This is a genomic window from Clostridia bacterium (assembly GCA_017620395.1).
Lineage (GTDB): Bacteria > Bacillota > Clostridia > Oscillospirales > RGIG8002 > RGIG8002.
Genome location: JAFZQJ010000015.1, coordinates 44,658 through 64,275 on the forward strand (window position 1 = coordinate 44,658; position 19,618 = coordinate 64,275).

At 57.4% G+C, this 19,618-nt stretch carries 11 protein-coding genes; 8 read left to right on the forward strand and 3 right to left on the reverse strand.

Translation table 11 applies throughout. The features are described from left to right. Nucleotides 1-309: 309 nt before the first annotated feature. Entirely contained in the window at nt 310-3,624 is a 3,315-nt protein-coding gene (locus J5441_02925) for an FIVAR domain-containing protein (GenBank protein MBO4934107.1), read from the forward strand. A 113-nt stretch (nt 3,625-3,737) separates the two neighbouring features. On the opposite strand, the gene galE is transcribed toward J5441_02925, so the two are convergent. Continuing rightward, nucleotides 3,738-4,751 (reverse strand): UDP-glucose 4-epimerase GalE, encoded by a 1,014-nt coding sequence (galE, locus tag J5441_02930; protein MBO4934108.1) that lies wholly within the window; start codon nt 4,749-4,751, stop codon nt 3,738-3,740. A 24-nt stretch (nt 4,752-4,775) separates the two neighbouring features. After that, nucleotides 4,776-5,621, reverse strand: coding sequence for a DNA-3-methyladenine glycosylase 2 family protein (locus J5441_02935; GenBank protein MBO4934109.1), 846 nt, complete (start codon nt 5,619-5,621; stop codon nt 4,776-4,778). Nucleotides 5,622-5,805: 184 nt separating this feature from the next. Between J5441_02935 and J5441_02940 the strand changes: the two genes are divergently transcribed. From J5441_02940 to prmC, 5 genes are read left to right on the forward strand one after another with little or no spacing between them, the layout of a single operon-like run. Beyond that, entirely contained in the window at nt 5,806-7,146 is a 1,341-nt protein-coding gene (locus J5441_02940; GenBank protein MBO4934110.1) for a hypothetical protein, read from the forward strand. Nucleotides 7,147-7,194: 48 nt separating this feature from the next. Further along, entirely contained in the window at nt 7,195-7,899 is a 705-nt protein-coding gene (locus J5441_02945) for a response regulator transcription factor (protein ID MBO4934111.1), read from the forward strand. Beyond that, on the forward strand, nt 7,881-9,308 hold the full coding sequence (locus tag J5441_02950) for a HAMP domain-containing histidine kinase (protein ID MBO4934112.1): 1,428 nt from the start codon (nt 7,881-7,883) through the stop codon (nt 9,306-9,308). The genes J5441_02945 and J5441_02950 overlap by 19 nt, the downstream gene beginning before the upstream one ends. Before the next feature lie 34 nt (nt 9,309-9,342). Then, on the forward strand, nt 9,343-10,503 hold the full coding sequence (locus J5441_02955) for a DUF1385 domain-containing protein (GenBank protein ID MBO4934113.1): 1,161 nt from the start codon (nt 9,343-9,345) through the stop codon (nt 10,501-10,503). Then, a complete protein-coding gene (gene prmC / locus J5441_02960) occupies nt 10,496-11,338 on the forward strand; it encodes a peptide chain release factor N(5)-glutamine methyltransferase (protein MBO4934114.1) in 843 nt (280 codons plus the stop codon). Before J5441_02955 ends, prmC begins: the two co-directional genes overlap by 8 nt. Nucleotides 11,339-11,368: 30 nt before the next feature. Here the strand turns inward: prmC and J5441_02965 are convergent, their stop codons facing one another. Then, the gene (locus J5441_02965) at nt 11,369-11,689 is read right to left on the reverse strand and encodes a DUF1540 domain-containing protein (GenBank protein ID MBO4934115.1); all 321 of its coding nucleotides are present in this window, start codon (nt 11,687-11,689) and stop codon (nt 11,369-11,371) included. A 67-nt stretch (nt 11,690-11,756) separates the two neighbouring features. On the opposite strand from J5441_02965, the gene mtnA reads away from it, so the two are divergent. Together mtnA and J5441_02975 are read left to right on the forward strand one after the other, a co-directional pair. Beyond that, entirely contained in the window at nt 11,757-12,779 is a 1,023-nt protein-coding gene (gene mtnA, locus J5441_02970; GenBank protein ID MBO4934116.1) for an S-methyl-5-thioribose-1-phosphate isomerase, read from the forward strand. A 292-nt stretch (nt 12,780-13,071) separates the two neighbouring features. Next, entirely contained in the window at nt 13,072-19,401 is a 6,330-nt protein-coding gene (locus J5441_02975) for a DUF4886 domain-containing protein (GenBank protein MBO4934117.1), read from the forward strand. The last annotated feature ends 217 nt before the right edge of the window (nt 19,402-19,618 follow it).

Below are 19,618 nucleotides of genomic sequence, written 5' to 3' on the forward strand. Positions count from 1 at the left end.
TCCCCGTGATATTATTTGTATAGATATCAAGTTCTGAAAGGAGTGTGAATCGCAGCGCGGGCGTACTGACGCCGTTCGCTGTTGAACAGAGGCGCCCACACAGACCCGCCGTGCGTCAAAGCGTGCGGCCGCCGCGGCTTTGCCGGAGTCTGGGGTATCCCGCCGCCTTTCGCGACAGGCGTGCGTGCGGACCGTCGCTGTTATCGCCGTTGCCCCGTTCGGAAACGGGGACCGGCCAATCCGACGGGAGCTTCCCGCCGGGATTCTCACTTGCGCATTTTATTATCCAAAAGAAAGGAAGGCAGTTTTATGTTTAAGAAAACACTCGCAACGATCCTCTCGCTGGTGTTCGCGTTTTCGGCGTTCGGCGTCGCGACGCTGTTCGGCGGAGTGATCACCGCAGGCGCGGTGTATTATGACTATTACAATTACATCAAGCTCCCCGGCTGGAGCGAGTTCACCTCGCAGGATCTGACCGAGATCTACAATCCCGGGCTGTCGCTCTCACAGGGCGACGTGCCCTCCTACGCTCCGGCGAACGTCGATAAGGTAACGAAAATCGACGTCATCAACAGCAAGCCCGGCGATTATCCCGGTCACATAACGATCGGTTCCTTCGTCACGCTCAACATCGGCGAGATAAACCCCGACAACAACCCCATCAACCTCCAGTGGTGCGCGAAAAAGGCTCCTTCAAGCGGCGCTACTTTCGCCGGAGGACGCGATTTCTCCGACGATACCGGCTTCTGCTTCTGGGTCGCCCACAACGGCGAGGGAGAATGGATCGGCAATGTCAAGATCAATCTGTTCTGCCTGCCGTACGCCGGCCCGACCTCTTATTACACCGGCGACGACCCGGATATGGAGGACGCGATGAACGGCTTCTGCTTCGAAGCGAGCAAAACTCCCGACGCGGACGGCTACCTCTACTTCGATTTCAAAACCGACTTCGAGCAGATCGACTGGTTCTGGAAGCATGACGACGGAAAGAACTACTCCGTTTTCAGCGGCAACGGCAAGCGTCCGCTCCCCTATAATGCGCTTCCCCACATAAACGCGATTTCCATCACCATCGGCTCCGCTTCCGACGGCGACGTTTATTACATTGGCGACTTCTGCGCCTACAGAGACTCCCGCATTCATCCGGACGAGCTCGCCGAAGCGATCGACGCTTTTGACGCGCTCGATCCCGAGGCTTACACCGAGGAAAGCTACGCCGACGCGACCGAGGTCTATCTCCGCGCTTATGAAATGCTTCTCGACGAGAACCTTCAGACCGCCTACACGCAGCGCGAGGTCGACGCGATGGCGCGCGAGCTTTTCGACGCGATAAACACGATGCTGCCGATGTTCCCCGGCAGAGCCCCCGTAGAACTCAACGGCTTCGGCGTCTGGACCGACGAAGACCTCGAGGCGATATCCGACGGCGGCGTCTCGCTCGATCCCGTCGTGTTCGCCGAGGAAGGCGTCGGCCCCGATGATTACACTCTCGAAATAATAGCGAACGGCGACAGCACTTACGCCGAACCCTACTACGGCTGGAGCTGCTTTAAGAGCACCGTCGAAGAGGACGGCGAGGAAGTTGCGGTCAAGAACCCCTTCGGCGCCGACCTGAGCGACACCAACGGCATCCGCTTCTGGCTGAAGAATCCGGACGAGCTCGTTCCCTCATCGATGCAGATTATCGTCGGTACCGCCGGCGAAGCCGAATTCGCGGTCGAGGACTGGGGCATATCCCGTCCGATGGAAGCGGGACGGAGCGGATACGTTTCCGCGTCCTGGAGCAGCTTCTACGAAACCACCGACACCGGCTCCGAGATCTTCGATTACCTCGACAGGCTCGACTATTTCGGCATTCAGTTCGAGGATCTGCGTCAGGTGTTCTACTTTGTTTCCGACCTGCACGCCTTCAACTGGAGCCTGCAGAACGCCGATATGAACGAGCTGATTTCCGTCTTCAACAAGACGCGCGCGTACGTCGATACCCTCAACGAGGCCGACTATACTCCGCGCTCCTGGGAAAAGCTTCAGATCGCCCTCAGCAACGCCGAGGCGCTGTTTGACCGCTACGGCGTAACGCAGGACGAAGTCGACGCCGCGGTCGAAGAGATCAATTACAGAGTAAACAAGCTCTTCCTGATCGGCCCCGGCGCTACTCTCGATGAACTCAACTATCTCTACTCGCTGATCAGCTGCGCAAAGAACTACTGGCGCGGCAACTACGTCGCAACGTCGTATAACGCCCTTAAGTCCGTTATTGACGTCGCCGAAGAAGCAGTCGAGGACAACATCACCTCCGAAGACTGTCAGCGCATCTGCGCCGACCTTGAAAACGCCATTGCCGGACTTATTCCGATTACCCACAGCGGAGCTATCGAAAAAGGCTTCTTCAGTTTTGAAGACTACTCCGGCCGCGATCTTTCCAAAGCGAGCGGCGACCGTACTCCGAACGTCAGATACACCCTCGTGAAGAAAAAGGACGCTCCGATCCTTCCCGAAGGCTACGATCAGGCGCTGCTGATGGAGTCCCTTGTGGATATGTCCTCCGGCGAGGGCGACGAGCACGGTGTGCTCCAGTTCAAGTCCATGTACCGCAACGGCGCCGGCAGCCCGATATTCATCGAGCCCTACAGCGGCGATAAGCTCGTCGGGGATCTGACCGGTTCGGACGGCTTCCTCGTCTGGGTAGGCGTCAACGACGTCAGCCTTGTCTCCGGCGGCACATTCCGCGTCGGTATGTCCTGCTGCGACATAAACCCGCTGTTCGAAATGCACGCGATAGATATCCCGCTCCCGCCCACCGGCAGCGGCTGGATCTACATCCCGTGGAACTACTTCGACCACTATGACGACTGGACCCACGGCGAACCGATACGCCTCCACGAGATCCGCTTCTACATCTTCCGCTTCGACGGACAGATCAAGCAGGGGCTCCAGGTCTACATCACCGGTATGCAGGCGTACACCGGGACCGCGCGTACGACCAACGTTCAGCCCGCCTTCTCCAACCTCGTCAACGGCCAGACCGTCGACGTCTCCGAGGGAGACTTCGTGCCGATGTGGAACCTCGGCAACGCGATGCTCGACGGCAAGTATTTCACCTACGGCGACGGCATATCGGAAAACGGCGAGCACACCATCAAGCTGATCAACGGCGACAAGGTCACCGAGGTCAACTTCACCGTAACCGGCGGCGAAACGGTTTATGAAAGACCGATCGTTTACGGCGTAGCCAACGGCGGCGAATATGACGCAGCCGTCACGCTGACCTGGAACGTCGGCACGGCAACGCTCAACGGCGAACCGATCGAGCAGAGTACCGTAGTCAGCGCGCCCGGTGAATACACAGTCACGGTCGTCAACGGCGATAAGGAAACGACCGTCTCCTTCACCATCAAAGGCGAAACGCCTCCCGCGGTCAAGAAGGGCGATATGGACAAGGACGGCGAGATCACCGTCAACGACGCGCTGAAGGCGCTGCGTATCGCCGCGAAACTGGCTGCGGCGTCCGATGAGGATATGCTGATCGGCGACACCGACGGCGACGGCGATATCACCGTCAACGACGCGCTGAAGATCCTCCGTGTCGCCGCGAAACTCGCGGACGAAAGCAGCCTCGGATGAGACTGTCCGCCGAATAATTATTAACAAATGATCCGCGCTTCCGATCGGAAACGCGGATCATTTTTAACCGTTATACGCGCTTATTCAACAAGCGCCGCTGCTTAACCCTCCGGTCAGTCTTCGGGATAACCGTCCGGGTTGTTTTTCTGCCAGTTCCACGCGTCGCGGCACATATCGACGAGGTCCTTTTCCGCGTGCCAGCCGAGTTCCTTTTCAGCGAGCGCGGGGTCGGCGTAACACTCTGCGATGTCGCCGGGACGGCGTTCAACTATGTCGTACGGAATCTCGAGACCGTTCGCCTTCTCGAAAGCCTTTACCGCGTCGAGAACGCTGTATCCCCTTCCGGTACCGAGGTTGTAGGTATAAATGCCGTTTGCGGAAAGCTTTTTCAGCGCCGCGATGTGTCCCTTGGCGAGATCGACGACGTGGATGTAATCGCGAACGCCCGTGCCGTCCGGAGTCGGGTAGTCGTTTCCGAAAACGCGCAGGCGCTTCAGCTTGCCGGCCGCGACCTGCGAGATGTACGGCATAAGGTTATTCGGTATGCCGGCGGGGTCTTCGCCTATCCTGCCGCTTTCGTGCGCTCCGACCGGGTTGAAGTAACGCAGCAGCACGATGCTCCAGCTGTCGTCCGAACGGTAAAGATCGCGGAGGATATCCTCTATCATCAGCTTCGTTCTTCCGTAGGGGTTGGTGACGGAAAGCGGAAAATCCTCCGTTATCGGCACCGACGCGGGATCGCCGTACACCGTCGCGGAGGACGAGAAAACAAGGCGCTTCGCGTCGTATTTGCGCATCATCTCAAGCAGGTTTATCGTGCCGACGATGTTGTTGTGGTAGTACTCAAGCGGCTTGGCGACGGACTCGCCCACCGCCTTCAGGCCGGCGAAGTGGATAACGCCTTCCGGGCGCTCGTCGGCAAAGACTTTCTCAAGCGCTTCGCGGTCGAGCAGGTCGACTTTGCGGAAGGAGAAATCCCTTCCCGTTATCTCTTTTACGCGCTCCAGCGCCGCAGACTTCGAGTTGGCGAGGTTGTCGACGACTACGACGTCGTGACCGGCGTTAAGTAGTTCAACACAGGTGTGACTGCCTATGTAGCCGGCGCCGCCGGTGATGAGAAGCTTCATACAAACGCATCCTTTCGATGTTTATTATTTGCCGAATCTATCGAGATATTTCTCCTGCCTTGCGAGAACGAAAAGGTACTGCTGCGCGACTCCCGCGTAGCCGCCGAAATGCCCGCGAACGTCGATCGAACCGTCGTACAGCACGCGCACGACACGCTTCATCCAGACGTCCATCGGGAAGGAGTCGAGACGCCCGAGTCCGTATAGCATAACGCAGGCGGCGACTTTATCGCCGACGCCGGTAACGCCCTTCAGCGCGAGCATACACGTTTCCTCGTCCGCGGCCGCCGCGGCGGAGAGGTCAAGCTCGCCGGACGCGACCTTCCGCGCCGCTTCGATTATGTAGCGCGCGCGGTATCCGCAGCGCAGCGGCGCGAGGTCTTCCTCGCTCAGTGAGGCGAGCTTTTCAGCCGACGGGAACGAGCTTATACCGTCGCCGAGCGGCGTGCCGAAGCAGCCGCAGAGCGTTTCTACTATGTTTTTTATGCGCGGGACATTGTTGTTCTGCGAAATAATGAACGAGATGAGCGCCTCGAATGGCTCCTGCTTCAGTATGCGGAGGCCGCGGCAGGTGTTCATCGCCTCCGCGACATAGGGATCGGCGGAGATAACGCGTTCGATCTCCGCGTAGTCGCGGTCGAGGTCAAAGTATGACGTTACCGCGGCGGCAAGCAGGCCGGTATCGCAGTCTGCCGAAAAAAACAGTCCGCCGGCGCGTTCGGCAACGGTTATCAGCTTGTCTCCGACCGCGGCGCGGAACCCGTCTCCGTAAGGACGCCAGCGGAACGCCTGCCCGCAATCCAGCGTCAACGGAAGGTTGATCCCGCACGAGCCGCAGTATATTCCGTTGTTTTCTTTTCGGAACTCCATCTTCTCGCCCCAACGTCCGTTATATCTGCTGTTATTTTATCATAAAAAGCTGCTCCGTTCAATACGTCTTTTGAAAAAATATTTCCCCCGGATTTTTTTCGTTTACACTTGATATCACAAAACGTATCTGATATAATGCAATATGTATAGGTAGGATTATGCCCTGCCGGATTCGGAGATAGGTATGTTCAAGAAAGCGATGATAGTTATATTGACGCTGGCGCTGCTTCTCGCGGCTTCCGGCTGCTCGCTATATGAAGGCGAGATAAGCGACCTGTTCCAGCCTCCCCGTTTGGGCGAGGAGCAGCAGGCGCTGCTTGACGCGCTCAAATCCGTTATCGGAGCGGAATATACGCTGAAGCATCCGCACACCGGCTCGATACGTTCCTCCGTCATCTTTGCGGATATGGACGGAGACGGCTCCGATGAAGCGGCGGTCTTCTGCCTGCTCGGCGGAATGACTACGGTCCAGCTCCACTTTTTCGACAGCGTTGACGACGAATGGAGGCAGATCACGGAAATCAACGCCGACTGCTCCGAGATATACCGCTGCGAGCTCGCCGACATCGACGGCGACGGCGCCTTCGAACTGGCGGTCGGCTGGGACATTTCGCTGGGAGAATCCCCGCGATCTGCGGAAGCATCCGTTAAAGGTCTGAGTATTTACGGCTTCTCCGAGGACGGGTATAAGCAACTCTTCTCCGCGCCTTATTCGTATATGCTGAAGGTAAACCTCAACTCCGACGCCGCGGACGAGATCGCGGTCATTTCCACGAGCGGCGATCCCGACGTCGAGGGCGAGACGCCCAAGACCACCTTCACGGTCATCGAAAGCAGTAACGGCGCGATCGTTGCGGAAAAATCGGCAGAGCTTTACAGCGGAGTCTCGTCCTACGTCAGCATGCTCAGCGGCAAAATCGGCGAAGGCAGTCCCGCCGTCTTCCTCGACGCGAGGCTCAACAGCGGCGAGTACGTGACACAGGTCATACAGTACAGCGGCGATTCGCTCGACCTGCTCTTCCCCGCCCTTAGCGACAATCCGACGCTCCGCGCCAACGCCGTATACTGTATGGATATCGATCAGGATACCATAGTCGAATTCCCCATATGCTCCCCGCTCCCGGATTATGACGCCGACTCGCCCACCGTCCGTTACAGGACCGACTGGTGTACGGTGGAAAACGGTATCTTCACAACGGACGTCAGCTCGATAGTCAGCCTTTCATACGGCTTCTATATCAAAGTGCTCGAAGAAAACCGCAATACCCTGACGGTAGAGGTCAATCCCGAAGACGCGCTCTATACGGTCCGCAGCGCGAACGGCAGCCTGACCGGCGATCCGATCTTTTACATAAAGCGTTTCGCAGAAGAGGACGGCGCCGAAGCGGCCTCCGAGGGATACACAATACTTTTCAGGACCGGCGGCTATATAATAACCGCGAAAACCGCCGCGGAGTCCTTCAACGGGCGCAAGCTCGATATTGACGAAATCACCAGGATAGTCCTGCCGCTTTCAACCGGTTGATAAACACGCGTTTAACAAACCTGCATTCACATCACACAGGAGGCAAACATGAAAAACATACTCGTTCTTGAAGACGAAGCTACGATACGCGACTTTATAGTCATAAACCTGAAACGCGCGGGCTACGACATCGTCGAGGCCTCGACCGGCGAGGAGGCGCTGAGCATCATCGAAAGCAAGCCCTCCGGATTCGCGCTATACCTTCTCGACATAAACCTTCCCGGCATCGACGGCTTCGCCGTCTGCCGCAGCATAAGGGAGCGCTCCACGGACTCCGGGGTCATCATGCTCTCGGCGCGTTCGCAGGAGATTGACCGCGTCAGCGGACTGATGCTCGGCGCGGACGACTACATCACTAAACCCTTCTCCCCCTCCGAGCTCGTGGCGCGCGTCGATGCGCTTTACCGCAGAGTAAGCGGAAAATTCGAACGCTCCGAACGCGCGGGAGAAGATTTCAAATGCGGGCGTTTCAGACTGATAGGACTGACGCGCACGCTCATCAAAAACGACGAGCGGATCGAGCTGACGCAGGTTGAGTATCTTATGCTCAAACTCTTCTTTGAGAATCCGGACGTGGCGATCAGCCGTGAAACCATTTCCGATACCGTTTGGGGTGACGGATACCACAGCGACCTTAAGGTCGTCGACGTCAACATACGCAGACTTCGCATGAAGGTGGAGGACGATCCCTCCGATCCGAGAACGATAATCAAAGTGTGGGGGTACGGTTACAAGTGGGTTTCAAAATCCTGAAATCCGGCATAACCCGCAGATGGGTTATCAATATCTTCACTATCGTGTTCGTAACGATATGCGTGCTTATCGTCGCGGGCTCTCTTGCGGTACGCGGATACTACGTTTCATCCGCGCGGCAAACGCTTATGAACAAGGCGGAAAGCGACGGAGCGTACTTCGAGAACTTTTATACAAAGGAACCGGATCTTATCGAAAGCGTGCGCACGTACGTTGAAGACTACGCGCAGAAGGACAGGATCGAACTGATGGTCGCCAACTCCGTCGGCCGCGTGACGCTGACGTCGAGCGGCTTCGCCTCGGATACCGACTATCCGGACGACGTTATGGCCGCGCTCGCCTCCGACACCGGCAGTTTCGTCGGGAGCAACTCGTACGGCGAAAACGTCATAGCGGTTTCCCGTTCGGTCAAGGTCGGCGACAAGGTAGCCTGCGTACTGCGCTACGTTATTTCGATGCGCGGTATCCAGGGGCGCGTGCTTTCGGTAATACTGCTGCTGTCCAGCTTCGGGATACTGCTCCTGCTCGCCTGCTACTTCTCAGGCAGATACTTCGTAAAATCAATAATCAAGCCGCTTGCGACGATAACAGACACCACAAAGAAAATAGCGCAGAACGACTTTTCAGTCCGCATCGACGATAAGTACCCCGATGAGATCGGAGATCTCGCGCACGAGATAAACAACATGGCGGCCGCGCTCGGCGCGTCCGAAGCGATGAAAAACGATTTCACCTCTTCCATTTCGCACGAGCTGCTCACCCCGCTTACCGCTATTCGCGGCTGGAGCGAAACGCTTTCCGATCCTAATATGCGCAGCGACGATATGATTGAAAAGGGTATGAAGGTCATTTCGTCAGAGAGCACGCGCCTTTCCGCGATGGTCTCGGAGCTGCTCGACTTTTCACGGCTCCAGAACGGCAATATGACGCTGAATATGACCAGGCTTGACGTCATCGCCGAGCTTGAGGAAACCGTGCTGATGTTTGAAGAAAGGGCGAAGAAAAACAACATTTCGCTGGTGCTTACGGCTCCGGAGAACTGTTCTCCGGTATTCGGAGACGCCGCCAGAGTCAAGCAGGTCTTCGTCAATATCCTCGACAACGCGATCAAGTATTCATATCCGGAGGGCGGCAAGGTCGAAATAAACCTCTTCGAAAAGAAAGATCGCGTCTGTATAGTCTTCACCGATAACGGCATCGGGATCTCGCCCGAGGATCTTCCGAAGATAAAGCAGAAGTTCTTTAAGGGCGCGAGCTCGCGTCCCGGCAGCGGAATAGGCCTCGCGATAGTCGCCGACATCGTGAACCTTCACGGCGGCGAATTCGAGATCGACAGCGTTCCCGAAAAGGGTACGACTGTAATGATTGCATTCCCGATAATGCAGACGGCTCTGCAGGACGGCAAATAAAATAACACAGAGTATTTCAGAACGGAGAAACGATATGGCAAAGAAAAACAAGGTCTGCTACGCGAACGTGGGAGGTCAGGCGCTCATCGAGGGCGTTATGATGCGTTCGCCCGAAAAAACCGTTATGGCGGTCCGTCAGCCGGACGGACACGTCGTTATAGAGGACGTGCCGCTTAAAAAGCGCGGCAAGGTCTTCAAGTTCTTCTCAAAAATCCCTTTTATAAGAGGCATACTCGGCTTCCCCACTTCTATTGCGCTGGGATACAAGTCGCTTATGCGCTCCGCGGAGCTGAGCGGGCTCGAGGATATTGAGGAAACCGAAGAGCCCGGCAGATTCGAGAAGTGGCTCAACAAGATCTCCGGCGGCAATATAATGAAGCTCATAAGCGGTATCAGCATCTTCCTGAGCATTATTATATGCATAGCGGTCTTTATCCTGCTGCCCGGATTTCTCGCAAAACAGCTCGGGCTTCTCTTCTTCGGGAGCAAGGATTACCCGCATTTCGACACCTACGTCACGATAATCCACGCGGTGCTGAAGATAATCATTTTCATAGGTTATCTCGCGCTCTGCGCGGTGATGAAGGACGTGCGCCGCACGCTTATGTATCACGGTGCCGAACACAAGAGTATACACTGCCTCGAATCCGGTCAGGAACTGACCGTCGAAAACGTCAGAAAATGTTCGCGCTTCCATCCGCGCTGCTCGACGTCGTTCCTGTTCGTAATGCTGGTTTTCAGCATCGCGTTTTTCGTTATGATGCAGCTCGTCTTCCCGCACATCGTGAACTGGGATAATCTTCTGATGCGTTACCTCATAAACATCGCCTGCGTGCCGATAATCATGGGCGTCGGTTTTGAGATAATCAAGTTCCTCGGCCGTTACAACAACTGGTTCACGAAGATCCTTGCGGCGCCCGGACTCTCCATGCAGTTCTTCACCACGAAGAATCCCGACGACGCGCAGATAGAGGTCGCGATAGCGTCCCTGTGCGCCGCGCTCGGCAGAGAGGTGCCGAACTTCGACCGCTGTGAAGCAAAGAGCGAAGAAGCGGACGAAGGCGCCGAAAATAAGATTGCCGAAGCGGTCGAAAACGCCGGCACCGGCGCGGCGGAAACCGTCGAAACGGCCGCGGAGATCGCCGACGATGCCGCTGCCGAAGCGACCGCCTCGGAGGAGCGCGAAGATGCCTGACGTCAGGACGGCTTACGAGCGCGTCTGTGCGCTGCTCGACTCCCCTTTCATCGAGGCGCCGCAGTTTGAATCGAAGCTGATACTCTGCCGCTTCATCGGCGGCGAGCCGGCGGAGCTGCCGCTGAAATACGCGCTCGAGCTCTCCGAGTCCGACTTCGCTGAGGCGTGCGAAATCGCAGAAAAACGCGCGGCCGGAGAGCCGCTGCAATACCTTCTCGGGCAGTGGGAGTTTATGTCGCTGCCCTTTTTCGTAGGCAGAGGAGTCTTCATCCCCTCACCCGATACCGAGCACCTCGCGCAAGCCGGCATCGACTTCGCGAAAAGCGCCGGAAAGCGCGTGCGGCTGCTCGACCTATGCGCCGGAAGCGGCTGCGTAGGCATTTCCGTCGCGCACTATTGCAAAAACGTATACGCCGACCTCGTAGAACTTTACCCCGCCGCGTTTGACTACCTCGAACGCAATATCGAGCTTTCCGGAAATGAACGCTGCAACGCGGTGTTCGCGAACGCTCTCACCTTCACGAGCGAGGAAAAGTACGATATAATCCTGTCGAATCCGCCGTATATCACCGCCGAAGAGTACGCCGGACTGCCGCCGGACGTAGCCGCGCAGCCGGAAACCGCGCTCACCGACGGCGGCGACGGCCTGAAATACTACCGCGCGATCACAAAAAACGCCGCCGGACTGCTCCGCGAAGGCGGTATGCTCGCCTTTGAGATCGGGTTCAAGCAATACGAACCGGTCAGCGCGATGCTCTCCGGCGCCGGTTTCAGACACGTACACTGCCGCCGCGACTACGCGGGTTTGCGCCGAGTAGTATCCGGAGTGCTCTGAAAAGCGCCTGCGCCGCGTTCGCTTCCGCCGTCAGCGGCGAAGGCGGAAGCTGTCGCATTCAGTATCGTAGCATTTCGTCGCCTTTCTGCCGGTGATGCTGACGGTCACCGCTTCGCATTCGCCGCGGTTGTTATAAGCGCACCCTTCAGCGTCGCACCCGATATCCGTTGCCGGCTCGGCGTCGAACGCGTTGATCGAGTTTTTGGCGAACATCTTTCTTTCGCCGAACGACATACAGCAGGTCTCGCCGCAGTTCGTCGCCGTCTTGCCGGCCACGTCCACCTTCGGCAGGCAGCATTGCAGGTTTTCGTTATTAACGCAGGTCCTTACGCCGCATCTGAGATTTGTCATATTGTTTCCTCCCGCATTTTTGATACTATCATTATCTGCCGTTCGCGGCGCATTATACCTCTTTGGAGTGATTGTTTTGAAAGACACGCTTTGGCTTGACGACGCGAAAAGCGCGCTGGTCATAATCGACCAGACGCTGCTCCCGAACGAGGAGTATTTCGCGGAGCTGACGACTACGGACGAGATCGCCGACGCGATAAAACGTCTGCGCGTACGCGGAGCGCCCGCGATAGGAGTCGCCGCCGCCTGCGGCGCCTACCTCGCCGCGAAAAAGGCGCTGCGCGAAGGCGCCGATTTCTACCCCGCCGTGCGCGGCGATATCGCGATCCTCGCCGCTTCGCGCCCGACGGCGCATAATCTCTTCTGGGCGCTGGAGCGTATGGAAAAAGCGCTCGCGTCATCGGATTCGCCCGCCGCTTCCGTCGCCGCGATGAAGGCCGAGGCGGAGCGCGTCATCGACGAGGATATCGCCTCCTGCACCGCGATAGGCGAATACGGCGCTCCGCTTTTCACCGACGGAATGCGCGTGCTTACGCACTGCAACGCAGGACGGCTCGCCGCCGTCCGCTACGGCACCGCGCTCGCGCCGATCTACCGCGCCGCCGAAAAGGGCGTCAGGCTCAAGGTCTACGCCGACGAAACGCGTCCGCTCCTTCAGGGAGCGCGGCTGACCGCCTACGAGCTCTGCTCCGCCGGTATCGACTGCACCCTGCTCTGCGACAACATGGCCGCCGGACTGATGGCCAAAGGAGAAATCGACGCGGTTATAGTCGGCGGCGACAGAGTCGCGGCGAACGGCGATACCGCCAATAAAACGGGCACGCTCTCCGTCGCGGTCGCTGCAAAGCATTTCGGCATACCCTTTTACGTTGCCGTCCCGTATTCGACGATAGATCCGTCCTGCGCAACGGGAAATGATATAGTCATCGAACAGCGTTCGCCCGGCGAGGTCACGACGCTGTGGTACGATAAGCCGATGGCGCCCGACGGCGTAAAGGTTTATAACCCCGCCTTCGACGTCGCTCCCGGCGAGCTCATAACCGCGATAATAACCGACCGCGGACTGCTCCGCCCGCCGTATCGTTTCTAATCCGAAAGCGTGATAAATAACCATCCTCTCCGCCGTTCCGAAATCCGGAACGGCGGATTCGCTTTGCTTGATTACGCCGAAAGCCCGCGATAAAAAGCCGCTTGCGCCTCCGCCCGCGCTACCTGACCGTTCCGCAAAAAAAAGTTTCCCAAATATCACAAATCAGTAATAAAGTCACAGGACGACAAGACTGTTTTACCTTGCGATTGTATTATATATACGTATGATTATGTTCGGACACCCATAGGACGAATCATTATCTTCAGGAATCAAACTTCAAGGAGGAAACACTATGAAGAAACTGCTAAGCACGTTGCTTGCTTTCGCAATGATGCTGGCGATGTTCAGCGGGATCGTTGTTTTCAACGCGTCCGCTGACACGGAAGTGGAAATGCATATTCCCTTCATCAACCAGTACACGCTTGAGCAGGCGCAGCAAATGGGAACGAAGAACACCTGGGCCGGAGGCTCGTCCAACAGCTCCAACGGTTCCGATTACGTGTTCTCGAAAGACGACCAGGGCAGAACGGTCGTTACCGCGACCGTCGCTCCGGAGTTAAGCACGGAATGGCACGTCTCATCTCTCTACTTCTCCACCGGAACGAACGCGACGCCCTACGTCAAGAACGGACTTATCGAAGGGATCGATATCTTCGGCGACGCCGAGCTTTCCAACAAGTCCAAGATCGCGTTCAAGTGGGGCGGCGACGATAACTTCACCGCCAACTTCTCAAACGCGAACCTTATGTTCGGCAGCGGCACCGAGAGAGTCGTCATTTCTCTCCAGAGCCCGACCAAGTCGAACGGCTACTACATTTACGACTTCTCAAAGATGAAGCTCAACAACTACGATGAGAGCGGAATCGACACGATCGACAAGGCGTTTGACGGAAGAGTCAACACCCTGACCTTCGCCATGGTCTTCAGAACGCCCGGCGTACGCGTTTCGTTCTGGCTTGAAGACGTCTACGTTGTCGGCACGTCCGACACGACCGTGCTTCATCAGAAGATAAGAGAATCCAAGGAAGCCGGCGTCAGCACCACCCTCATCGCCAACGCTGAAAACGTCTATAAGAACACCGCGTCCACGCAGGACGAGGTCGACGCGCAGGTCGCGATACTCAACGCCGCGCTCAGCGTCAACAAAGCCGCGCTCATCGAGCTCTTCAACGAAGTGACCGAGCTTGACACCGCCGGCCAGTACGTTTCCGAACTGAACGCCGCCCGCGCCGTCATCAACAGCACCGAGGCGACTCAGGACGACGTCGACGCGCAGGTCGCGATCCTCACCCCCATCTATGATGCGCTCGTCGCGGCTATCCCTCCGTTTGACAGAGGCTTCACCTACACCCAGCTCCCCGGTTTCCAGGATTGGGACGACAATCTGCTCGCGCTCTATAACGAGCAGTGTGAGCTGAAAGTCAACGGCACGACGGGTACTCATGCGGAGTTCTCCACCGAACACCTCAGAGGCAAGGCGACAAAATCGCTGAAACTCGTCCAAAGCAGCACCCCGACTCCGAACGCGTGGACCGTCGGTTTCTCCACCTGCGGCAACGCCGAGGACAAGCAGGCTGCCAGCCAGCTCGGCGATGTTCTCGGCAACTACGATACGCTCAAGGATATCTTCAAGTTCGACGGTATCCGCATTGCGGTCGAGAACGCCAACGGCGACGAGCCCTCGCTCAACACCTGGGACAGCTCGAGCGAACAGAAGGTCCAGCTGAGGATCGTCGGCTCCGGCACGCGTTCCTGGGACAACGGCTCCCTGCCCTACGTCTCCTGCACGCGTTATTACCGCGCCAACGATCCTGAAATCGCCTTCAACGCCGATTATTATGACGGATACTACTACTTCTTCTTCAAGGATTTCGTCAGCGGCTGGGGCGGAAACGCTTATGAGAAATACCGCACGAGCAACTGGAAGTATTCCAACCTTTACTTCCATCTTGCCACCGGAGGCATCAACGCCGCCAACTACAACGGCGGAGCGATATACATCTCCGACATCCAGTTCTTCAACACGCCGCCGGAGCCGACTCAGGACAACCTGAAGGAACTCGTCGGCAGAGCGAACGAACTTGACGTTTACGGAACCTACTACGACGTCATCTCCGAAGCGAACCTCGTCGCTTCCAACTCAGCTTCCACCGCCGGACAGATCGAGCCCCACGTCTACAGTTTGCTCGATATAATCACCGGCCTCGAAAAGGAAGAGGACAACGCGAGGGTCGAGCTCGACAACCTCATCACGATCGCGGATAATATGGGTATGTACGATTCTTCCAACCCCAATTTCAACACCATCGTCGAGGCTGATCAGGCTCTTGCGAACTATTCGCTCACCTACGTTGATATAGCTAATTACGTCAACGTGATCAGAAGCATCCTTGCCGACGAGATCTTCGGCGACGATCTTGCTCCTCTTATGAGCGACTTCTATAACACCTGGCGCTACAACTGCGTGCCTTCGACCTACGCTGATTACGCGCGCGCCGTCAACGACGTCTGGAGCGATCCCGAGAACGTTGATGAAGAAGCTGCTTACGCCGCGGTCAGCGCCGCTGCCGCCGCGCTCGAAAAGACGAGAGTCAACGTATCCGATGAGAGCTGGTTCGCCGGCTGGACGACCGAGCAGGTACAGGAGGTCGTCGACCTCAACGCCGACAAGCTCTGCGACTCCATCGGCAACGGTCTGAACATCGAAGACCAGTGGAACGCCGGCGACTTCTCAAATAACACGACCTTCACCGCCGGAGACGGCTGGTTCGCCATGACCGCGAACGCCGCCTTCAAGAACAAGGAGATGGGTTGGAAGAATATGGACAGGAGCGGCAACAATCCGTCCAATATGACCAACGCCGGCTATCCCGCTCTCAGTTTCACTTCTATCAAGAAGTACGGCGGTATCCGACTGAAGCTCGAGGTCGAGGACGGCGCTGCCGACAGACTCCTCATAGGCATCTCCAACTGCCAGACGATGAACAAAGAGGACTATGCGCTCAACATAAAGCCCGAATACGTTGACGACGAGGGCTATATCAACATCCCCTTCACCTATTTCCAGAAGGCGTGGTGGACCGGTTCGAGATTCACGACAGAGGATCTCGACGACGTCATAGTCTTTATAGTTGAAGCTTACAACGTGACCGACGGCGCGACCGTAAAGATCTCCGACGTCAGGGCGTATTCCGAAGTGCTTGTTGACGACAATAAGGTCGACCTGTTCAACCTCATCAACGAGGCCGCCGCGCTCGATACCACCGGCAGATACGCCGCAGCGATCTCTGAGGCGAATATGGTCCTTCTCGACCCGGCCGCCGACGATGCGCAGATCGAGACAGAGGAAGACCTGCTTCTCGACGTTATCGCTTCCGCCTCCTACGAAGGCGAGGACGGCTACTACTATGACGCGGTCGCTCTCCCCTTCTTCCAGGAGTGGACGGACGCGGACTGCGAGGCTCACAACGAATGCGTCAACCAGAGCGAAGTCGCGATTTCCGACAAGTGCCTCATCGGCGACGCGTTCCAGTCCGTCGTTGCTCAGGGCTTCGGCGGCAACACCTTCACGGTCTCCAACTGCAACGCCGGCGAGGGCGCGAACTCCGCTCCCGCGATCGGCGACCCCTTTGAAGGCTTCTACACCGATTTCGAGTATTACGACGGGATCCGCATCGCGGTCACCAACAAGTACGGCCTCACCCCGGTTCTGCCGGAAAACGCGCACGTTATCTTCACCCTCTACGGCGACGGCACGGTCGCGAACGCGCCTTCCTTCACCGCGGATTATGAACTCGCGCTGATAGACCGCGACCCCGATTTCATCTACATCCGCTTCAAGGATATGTACGCCAGCTCCGGTTCGGTTGCCAGCTTCAGCGAGCTCGACCCCTCCAAGCAGGAGAACTACAGGCTCTTTACGATCAAGCTGACCGGCACTCAGATCGTAAACAAGAACAGCGAGCTCTACTTCTCCGACGTCCAGTTCTTCAGCAAAAAGCAGATACTCCCGCGTGAAGAGCTCATCCAGCTGATCGAGAACATCAAGAAGCTCGACGTTGACAACCTCTTTGAAAACGATATAATCGACGCCGAAAACCTCCGCGACAACATCAGAGCGACGCAGGAAGAGATCGACTCCATGGTCGAGTGGCTCCGCGAGATCTACGACGCTCTCGTTGACAACGGCGACTTCGATCCAAGCAACATTACCGCCACCTTCGGCGCGGTCGCGGATCCGGTCGTCAACAGAGGTGAAGGCGCCACCAAGCTGCTCATGATAGGCAACAGCTTCTCCTGGAACGCTTATGAGTACATCAACCAGATCGCAGCCTCCGCAGGCGTCAACCTCATCGTCGCGAACCTGAACTACGGCGGATGCAGCCTCCAGCAGCACGCCGATTTCATGACTAACAACAAGGCCGTTTACGGCTATCAGCGCTCCTGGGGCACCACCCTCAACGACTACACCGCAGCGCAGGCGCTCGCCGATCAGGAATGGGATTACATCAGCATCCAGCAGGTCAGCGGCAAGGCCGGCAGACCCGAAACGTATCAGCCTTATATGCACACCGTTATCGAATACATCAAGGCTCGCTGCCCGAACGCCGAGATCATCTGGCATCAGACCTGGGCTTATCAGAAGACCTCCGACCACAGCGACTTCCCGTATTTCAACAAGGATCAGGATTATATGTGGCAGTGCATCGAGTCCACCTCGAAGCAGATGTGCGCCGAAGAGGGCATCGATTATATCGTCCCGTCCGGCAAGGCGTTCCAGAACGCCCGCGCCACTTCGATAGGCGATAACCTGAACACCGACGGCTATCACGCGAACGCCATGGGCTGCTTCCTCGCCGGCCACTGCTTCTTCACCACCGTGACCGGAAGCATGCCCTCGGCGAACACCTATTGCCCCAGCGGAGTCACCAGCGACCAGCTGAGACTCCTCAAGCGCGCCGTCACCGACGCCTGCAACGAGTACGGCTACGTCACCTACCGCAAGGACGGCAAGTACATCCCGGCTCTTGAGAAGCTGACCAGAGCTTCCTCCACCGGTACGATCGACGGCATGATGATCGCCGGCAACCTGATATCCGACACCACGGACGATCTCGAATCCTTCAAGGCGATCACGTCTGACTACATCCCGGGCGCGAGCATGATGTTCACGCTCTCCGAGCACGACAAGCTCGTCTCCTCCAACGCCGCGATGGTTTACGCCAACATGCTCAGCGAATACTACACGAACGACCTCGAGCCCTCCACGCAGAAGCGCAGAGGCAACAGACACGTCAACGTTAACGGAGTCGACGTCGTCGGCGTCGCGTACGATAAGCTGACCGACGGCTTTGCCACCTACACCGACGCCACGATCGAGTGGCTCGACGCCGAGCTCGGCGCGATCGACAACGGCGATTTGCCCATATTCGTCGTAACGTCCTTCCCCGTCAACCACACGATCGGAAGCCGCGGCGCAAGCCGTATCTGCGACGTGCTCAAGAAGTACGACAACGTCGTCGTCTTCTCGGGCGGCACGCACGCCGGTATCGAAGACAACCTTATCATCCACAGCGAAGACGGCGTCACTTACGTCAACGTCGGTTCGCTCTCCGACGAAACCGCCAACGGCCTGCTCGTTGAGGTCGACGGCGGCGGCAACGTAAGGATCCGCCGCTACGACTTCATCACCGGCGCCGAGTACACCTGGTTCATCATCAACGCCAGCGGCGAAGGACTTGACGCCTACGCCGACGGCTACTATGAAGCGCCCGTCGTCAACGTCGAGAACGGCGCCTCCTTCGACCTCGCCGAGGTCGAAGCTCCTGCCATGACCTGGCTGCAGGACGGCGAGAAAGCCACCCTTGACGGCGAGCCCTGCGAATACGGCGCGCTCGTAACCGAGGCCGGCGAACACACTCTGACCGTCACCGCGGGCGACAAGGAGACCTCCGTTACCTTCACCGTCATCGACAACACGCCCGACATCGTCGTGAGCATCGAGGACGGCGCGGAGTTCGCTATCCCCGGCGAGCCCGCAAGCGTGACCTGGACTCCGGAAGAAGCTACTGCCACGCTCAACGGCGAGCCCTACACCGCCGGCACCGTGATAGATCAGATCGGCGAGTACACGCTCGTCGTCACCCTCGGCGAAAAGAGCGTTACCGTCAATTTCACGATCGTCGACAACTTCATGACGCCCGAAGTCAGCATCGAGGACGGCGCGGAATTCGATCTCTACACCGCCGAGAATCCGATTGCCGCCACCTGGACTCCCGAGGAAGCGACCGCTACGCTCAACGGCGCGGAATACGTTGCCGGCACCGAGATCACCGAAGTCGGCGAATACACTCTTATCGTCGTCAACGGCACGAAGGACGTCACCGTCAACTTCACGGTCATCGATACCAAGCCCGCCGTTAAGAGAGGCGACATGGACGGCGACGGCGAGATTTCCGTCAACGACGCGCTGCGCGCTCTGCGTATCGCCGCAAAACTCGCGGAGTCAACTCCCGAAGCGCTTGAGATCGGCGACATCGACGGAGACGGTGAGATTTCCGTCAACGACGCGCTCAAGATCCTCCGCGTCGCCGCGAAACTCGCGAGCGAAGATTCCCTTTGATCCGCTCGTCTGAACGCCGCGCGGCTTAACGCCGCACAATAGCGCCAAAGCCCCGAAGGATTTGGGCGTGCAGATAAGGGATACGCCGGTCTTAAAAAGGATCTTTTCGCGCCGGACTGCGTTGAAAGCGCTCGGAATACATACAGTATTCCATCGCGCTTTCGCCTTGTCCGACACAAAAATCTCTCTTTTTAAGATGCGGAGCAGTTTTGAACGA